We start from the raw sequence: 6,560 nt of genomic DNA on the forward strand, positions 1-6,560 counted from the left end.
AATTAAAAATCATGGCACTACAAACCACAACAACCCTATTTATAGGTGGACTAGAAATACCAGTATTTAAAAGAATAACGTTGCATCAACAAATAGATGCACATCATATGCTAGAGTTGGTTTGTCGTATGGATGTGTTAGAAGATTTATCCTTATCGCTTGGCGAGTCTAGTAAAAACTTTTTAGGCGAAACACTGACCATACAAACCCGATCATTAGATGCTTTTGGTGGTTATAAAGAATTAGAATTTAAAGGCGTTGTCACACAAGTAAAAACCATAAAAGGTCATGAAGCAAGCTCTGGAGACAGTGTCGTGATTAAAGCTCAAAGTCCAAGTTTTCTTGCAGATGATGGTCCACATTACGCCTCGCACAACGACGTCTCTTTGTCTGAAATTATTGAAAAAACATTTAACGACTATGACAAGTCTAAACTAGAAGTCCTAGTGCAACCAAAAAACAACCCTACCCTACACTACTCTGTACAACACAATGAAAGTGCTTATGATTATGCCAGCAGACTAGCAGCACAATATGGCGAATGGTTTTATTACAATGGATCGCAATTAGTATTTGGGACGCCAGACACTAAAGAATTAGCCCTTACCTATGGTTTTGATTTAAAAGAATACCACCTAAGCCTATTACCACAATCACATAACTATAAGTATTTTTCTAACGACTATCTATTAAACGAAGTACATGAAAAAGACGCAAAAGAAGTCACCTCTGGTGCTAATGGATATAGTGGGTTTGTTTCTAATAAAGCAAATTCTATTTTTAATAAAGAAACCAAAATATGGCACAACCTATATAACGATCCTAAAGCTAAACAGCGTTTAGACAGCAGCATTGAAGCACAAAAAAAAGCAATCGAGATTAAACAAGTAAAACTTAATGGTGTAAGCGATAATCCTGGTGTCACTTTAGGAAGCATTGTAACTGTAGAAGGTGCCAACTATAGAATTACCAACATAACACATACCAATAACGAAAACGGAGACTATCAAAACCGTTTTGAAGCTATAACTGCAGATTTTGATGCCTATCCAAACACCAATATCAATGCTTATCCAAAAAGCGAAACACAAACTGCTATTGTTATGGAAAACGCAGATCCAGAAGGATTAGGCAGAATCCGCGTACAATTCCCTTGGCAAAAAATAACTGGAGAAATGACTCCTTGGATCCGTATTGTAACACCACATGCAGGAGGAGATAAAGGCTTTCATTTTATACCAGAAACTGGAGAAGAAGTCTTGGTAGGTTTTGAAGGTGGAAATGCAGAACATCCATACATGATGGGTAGTTTATATAATGGTTCAGGAAAAGCTGGAGCATTTCAAAATAGCTCAAACGCAATAAAAGCGATACAAACAAGAAGCGGAAATAAAATAATATTGAATGATGATTCTGGTAGTATTGATATAGTAGATTCTAATGGAAGTTGTATTAAAATGGATGGAGCAGGTAATATATCAATTACAGCGTCTAAAAAAATAAAAATGCTAGCTCAAGATATAGAGTTTATTGCTAGACATAATTTATCAGCAATAGCAGGTAACATTGCTACATTAAGTGCAAGACCAGGTGATGGTGGAGGTGAAGGTCAAGTAATAGTCAGTGCTGAAAAAGATCTTAATATCGAAAGCAAAACTACCAATGCATCTATAAATACTAAAGAAAAATTTGAAATAAAATCTAAATCTATTGATATTACTGCAGAAAATGATTTAAAATTAAATGGAGGGCAAATGGCAGATTTTGTTGCTTCAATTATAAAAATTAATAGTTAAAATGGGAAAACCAGCCGCAAGATTAACTTTAGATACAGCAGGCCATACTGGACCAATAACTATTGGAAGCCCTAATGTTTTAATAGGAGGTGCGCCTGCAGCTAGAAAAGGTGACGCTTTTATATGTACACATCCTCAACATGGTGGATCTGGTATAATTGCTGAAGGCTCTAAATCTGTTTTTATTAATGGTATGCCTGCTTCAAGAATGGGAGACAAAACAGATTGTGCTGGCACACCAAAACCACCTCCTGTAATTAGTGGAGCTGCTAATGATGATGTATATTTTGCAACTATTGCAAGTAATACAAATGAAGATGGTACAGTAAAAACTTCTCGACCTGATAATGCTAAAGCTAAAGCATTTTATGCTGAAGCTAGAAGACAAGATAAAACTGGTGATGGAAGCTATGATTACGTTTCTGCAGAAGCAGAAGTTGTAGATTTTACTTTACAAGGGATGTATACAACTGAAGGTGACCATGATATTATAGGTGGAGGAATGGGAATGGAATTTCTTAAAGCACAAGGTGGTGCTGGAGCTTATGGAAGTAATGGAATGTATGGTGCTGAAGCAAATGCTTCAGCTGCTATGGCTAAAGGTAATGTAAATATGTCTTTAGGAGATTCTGACATTATAAGAGCAGATGGAAAAGCTTCTGGAGAAGTTTTAAGTGCCGAAGCTAAAGCAAATGCAGAACTATATACAGGAGGAACAGAAAACAGATATGGATTTAGCGCTGGAGCTGGTGCAGAAGCACAATTAGTTAAAGGAGAAGTTGAAGGAGGTATTTCAAACCCTTTATTTGATATTTCTGGTAAAGTTGGTGGTTCAGCAGGTGCTGTTGGTGCAGCAGGTGATGCTTTAGGTTACGTAGATACAGATGATGGTTTTTTAAGACTAAAAATAGGTGGTAAATTGGCTCTGCTTCTAGGATTAGAATTTGATTTAGATATAAAATTAAAATGGGATTGGTTATTTGATGATGATGAAAAACCAAAAGATAAACCTCTACCCATTTCATTAGCAGGAACAATATTAACTGGAAGCCCTAAAGTGTTAATTGGAGGATAATATGAAAAATATTGCATTTATTATTAGTATTATTATACTAATAGTTATTTTTTTAAAAAAAGAAAAAATCAGCAAAAAAATATTAATAACTTCATTAATATTCTATTTCTTAATATCTACATTCTTTTTTATTTTAAAAAAAACAGGTATCTTGTCTAATCATCAATGGTTAATAGCTGTATATGTAAGTATTATCTGTATTATTGCTTATATATTAGTATTATTTATTGCTAAACTAATAATTAATAAACTATTAAAATTTCAAATAGAAAAAGGAAAAAAATCACATCCTTTTATTACAAAATTTATAAAAAATAAATCATTAATACATTCAATATATTGTTTAGTATTCTTGATAAGTATAAGTATGGGTTTATATGCTATTTGGTTTAAATCTATTAACTAATGAGATATTTTACTTTAATAAAAACAATATTATTTACATTATGTATAATTTCATGTAATATGAGTACAAAAAAAGAAATAACAGAAAAAATGGAACTAGATTTCCCAATTAAATATACTGATACACTTAATTCTAAAATGAAAACTTCATTTTGGAAATGCAATGATGATTCTCATATAAATAGTGCGCTTCATTATTATCTTCAAATCCCAAACAATGTTAAACCCACAAGTTTAATAGAAAAAAATATTGCAGGTATAAACTATATAAAAGAAATAGCTAGTTATAGAAGAATAGATGAAAATCCTTACTTAGAGATACAAGTTGTTTATGAAAAACTAAATCATGAAATAAACCCAAGTGATTGGCTAAAAAATTTACTAAAAATAACAAAAGAAACAATAATAGATAAACGAGAATTAAAAGGTAATGCAGGAATTTACTTAGACGCATTGTCTAGTAAAATAATGCCTAATGGCGAAACTGTCATTTCTAGAACTACATCTCAAAAAAATTATGACCCATCAACAAAAACTGCTGTTATAGTATCTGTTAAAGTAAGCTGTGCATTGAAAGATTATCCTAGTTTAGCTGAAGAAATTATGGCAATCGCTACTGGTTGGGATTTTATTAATAAGTCTAAATATCAATTAGCAGAAGATTTAAAAATTTTTGATGAAGAAAAGACTAAAGATTTAACATTTTATTACCCTGTATCTTGGGGATTTGGAAAGTTTATTGCTTCTAAAGGAAATCCTGAAAGGTTTGCTATTTTTAATAAAAATGACAGAAATGTTTCAAAAGGAGCTATTAATATTTTTATTGATGAAGATGAAAATGATGAAAAAAAATTATTTGAAAAAATTCTAAAAAGGTTCAATAATAATGACGTAAAAGTTAATATTACTGAATTAAAAGAAGTTTTCAACTCTAATGAATACATAGAAAAACAATGGAACTCTAAAGGAAAAATAGACCAAAAAGATAGTCTTCGTGACGGAGAAATTTCAATACATGTTTTAAAAATAAAAAAAGCACTTATTTTATTGGAAATGGTTGGAGTAAACAAAGAATATGACTATTATGAATCTGCTAGAAATACAAGAGCACTACAGCTTATAATACAAACATTAAAAACATCAGAAAAAGTTAGTAGTCCGGTTGTAACATTAAAAGAAGAAGAAAATTCAACTACTAAGAAAAAGAAGAAAGGTTTTTTTGATTTTCTTAGTTAATTATTTTTTAATACAGTGAAATAGGTTATAATCTCTATTTTTCTTTTTTTATACTTACTGACCGTAATAAAAATGAGTCTAAATAAGTTAAAACAACTTGATTTGTGTAAGTTCTAATCAAGAATCTCAAAGTTTAATAAACTGTATAAAAAAAGCTACAAAAGCAATATCAGTAAAGCTAGCAAATCCAAATGCAAAAGAAAAAAATTATCATGGATTATTTGACATGGGTAAAATTTTACATATGAAACAAGATTCTTTTTCTGACGCACATATTATAAGGAATACAGAAAGATATATAACAAATATCCAGTCTTATATTAACAAAGATTCATATAAGTATAGAGAGTTTGATGCTATCGATCCTAAAGATGAAACATGGTCACAAAGAAACGGTCCAAGAAAGGAACTTGCTATTGCAGCACAACAGGACTTAATTAGTGGTAATGGTACAATAACTGCTAAAATTCCAATTTAATGAAGCATAAACAAGAAACAAATTTAATTACAAAAATTGGTTTTAGTATGTTTTTATTATTCTTTGGTCTGATTGTTTTATTTATTTTAATATCCTTATTTTCAAGCACTTTAAATTTTAAAACCTCATTTTTATTTTATTTAGTTCCTCTTGTTTTATATTATATATATTTAAAGTTTTTTGTGAAAGAATATTACAAAAATTTAGCTCTCAAAAAAACATCTGGTCTAAAAGAGTTTAAATTAAAAATTGATAAAATAGTAACCGACAAAGTAATAAAGAAAAAATTTACTTTTTACGGACAAGGTGCTCAACTAAACGAATATTATTTTACTTTTTTTAATAATGAACTATCTAAAAACATAACTGTAAGTACTATTAAAAAAAAACCTTCATATTTTAATTTGAATTTAAACACTTGGAAAAATAGTTACATAATTATTTATTTAGATGAGACAAGTTTAAATGACTCAAATTATAAATTTAATGAAAGATTAAAAATGAGCAGTATTAAATCATATCGTTTTTTCAAATCTCCATATAATTTAGAAGATCAATATTTATATAATTTAATTGAAGACATTTCTGACAAGAATTTAATTCAAGGATTATTATTAGTTTTTGTTCCAATACTAATTACACTATACTCTATTTATTTTATCGCTAAACATTTTTATTAAATTTAAATCAATTTAATCATGAAATCATTTCTAACTTCTACTTTTCTTTTTTTAATGCTTTTAACTAGTTGTACAGAAAATCAATCTGTATCAGTTGAAACAGCAAAAACAGCTTGTATCTGTGTAAGTTCTAATCAAGATTCTGAAGGTGTAAGAAACTGTATTAAAGAAGCTATAAAAGCCAATAAACAAAATTTAGAAGTTTTTTATAAAGACAACAATATACCAGTAATTGATAATAATGGTCAGATTAATGCATTTTACACACAACTAGTTATGATGGCAATGCTTGAAACAGAATGTCCTGAATTAGCTCTTGGAAAGTAGAATTCTTGAATTTTGAAGTTACCAACTAAAGATAAATTTAAAACTTTGATGCCATAATACCCTGTAAACTTAGAGTATGAAAAAAGTCTAAAATTTAAGTAAAAGAGTAATTGATGATATTGTAAAATACTTTTATATTAACGACAAAGTCAACTATTTCTCAATTTTACAAACGAACTAACAGAATATCTTTGTGTCTCTTATCTATTTTCAATAATAAAGTAATAACTAAGTAATATGATAATTCTTCAAAAAAAACATTTAACGACTATGACAAGTCTAAACTAGAAGTCCTAGTACAACCAAAAAACAACCCTACCCTACACTACTCTGTACAACACAATGAAAGTGCTTATGATTATGCCAGCAGACTAGCAGCACAATATGGCGAATGGTTTTATTACAATGGATCGCAATTAGTATTTGGAACACCTGACAACAAGGAACTAGCACTTACCTATGGTTTTGATTTAAAAGAATACCACTTAAGCCTTTTACCACAATCTCATAACTACAAATATTTTTCTAACGATTATTTATTAGATCAAATACACGAAAAAGAT

At 29.5% G+C, this 6,560-nt stretch carries 7 protein-coding genes; all 7 read left to right on the forward strand.

Annotation, left to right across the window (positions count from 1 at the left end; all coding sequences use genetic code 11):
* Positions 1-11 precede the first annotated feature (11 nt).
* Entirely contained in the window at positions 12-1,796 is a 1,785-nt protein-coding gene (locus WNY60_RS10635) for a phage baseplate assembly protein V (RefSeq protein ID WP_342862351.1), read from the forward strand.
* 1 nt (position 1,797) lies between these two features.
* The gene (locus tag WNY60_RS10640) at positions 1,798-2,871 is read left to right on the forward strand and encodes a PAAR domain-containing protein (RefSeq protein WP_339809689.1); all 1,074 of its coding nucleotides are present in this window, start codon (positions 1,798-1,800) and stop codon (positions 2,869-2,871) included.
* Position 2,872: 1 nt separating this feature from the next.
* Positions 2,873-3,277 carry a hypothetical protein gene (locus tag WNY60_RS10645; RefSeq protein ID WP_339809690.1) on the forward strand — a complete coding sequence of 135 codons (405 nt, stop codon included), beginning with the start codon at positions 2,873-2,875 and terminating at the stop codon, positions 3,275-3,277.
* Between the two features lie 59 nt (positions 3,278-3,336).
* Positions 3,337-4,512 carry a hypothetical protein gene (locus WNY60_RS10650; RefSeq protein WP_339809692.1) on the forward strand — a complete coding sequence of 392 codons (1,176 nt, stop codon included), beginning with the start codon at positions 3,337-3,339 and terminating at the stop codon, positions 4,510-4,512.
* A 97-nt stretch (positions 4,513-4,609) separates the two neighbouring features.
* Positions 4,610-4,990: a hypothetical protein gene (locus WNY60_RS10655; protein WP_342862352.1), complete on the forward strand. Its 381-nt coding sequence runs from the start codon at positions 4,610-4,612 to the stop codon at positions 4,988-4,990.
* Entirely contained in the window at positions 4,990-5,670 is a 681-nt protein-coding gene (locus WNY60_RS10660) for a hypothetical protein (protein ID WP_342862353.1), read from the forward strand. The genes WNY60_RS10655 and WNY60_RS10660 overlap by 1 nt, the downstream gene beginning before the upstream one ends.
* Positions 5,671-5,688: 18 nt before the next feature.
* Positions 5,689-5,997, forward strand: a complete 309-nt coding sequence (locus WNY60_RS10665; RefSeq protein ID WP_342862354.1) for a hypothetical protein — start codon at positions 5,689-5,691, stop codon at positions 5,995-5,997.
* The last annotated feature ends 563 nt before the right edge of the window (positions 5,998-6,560 follow it).

Origin of the sequence: Olleya sp. AS48 (assembly GCF_038900355.1) — a bacterium.
Classification (GTDB): domain Bacteria; phylum Bacteroidota; class Bacteroidia; order Flavobacteriales; family Flavobacteriaceae; genus Olleya.

Coding starts and splice junctions, on each gene's coding strand:
- WNY60_RS10635 (WP_342862351.1), top strand. CDS start 12: ATGGCACTACAAACCACAACAACCCTATTTATAGGTGGACTAGAAATA.
- WNY60_RS10640 (WP_339809689.1), top strand. CDS start 1,798: ATGGGAAAACCAGCCGCAAGATTAACTTTAGATACAGCAGGCCATACT.
- WNY60_RS10645 (WP_339809690.1), top strand. CDS start 2,873: ATGAAAAATATTGCATTTATTATTAGTATTATTATACTAATAGTTATT.
- WNY60_RS10650 (WP_339809692.1), top strand. CDS start 3,337: ATGAGTACAAAAAAAGAAATAACAGAAAAAATGGAACTAGATTTCCCA.
- WNY60_RS10660 (WP_342862353.1), top strand. CDS start 4,990: ATGAAGCATAAACAAGAAACAAATTTAATTACAAAAATTGGTTTTAGT.
- WNY60_RS10665 (WP_342862354.1), top strand. CDS start 5,689: ATGAAATCATTTCTAACTTCTACTTTTCTTTTTTTAATGCTTTTAACT.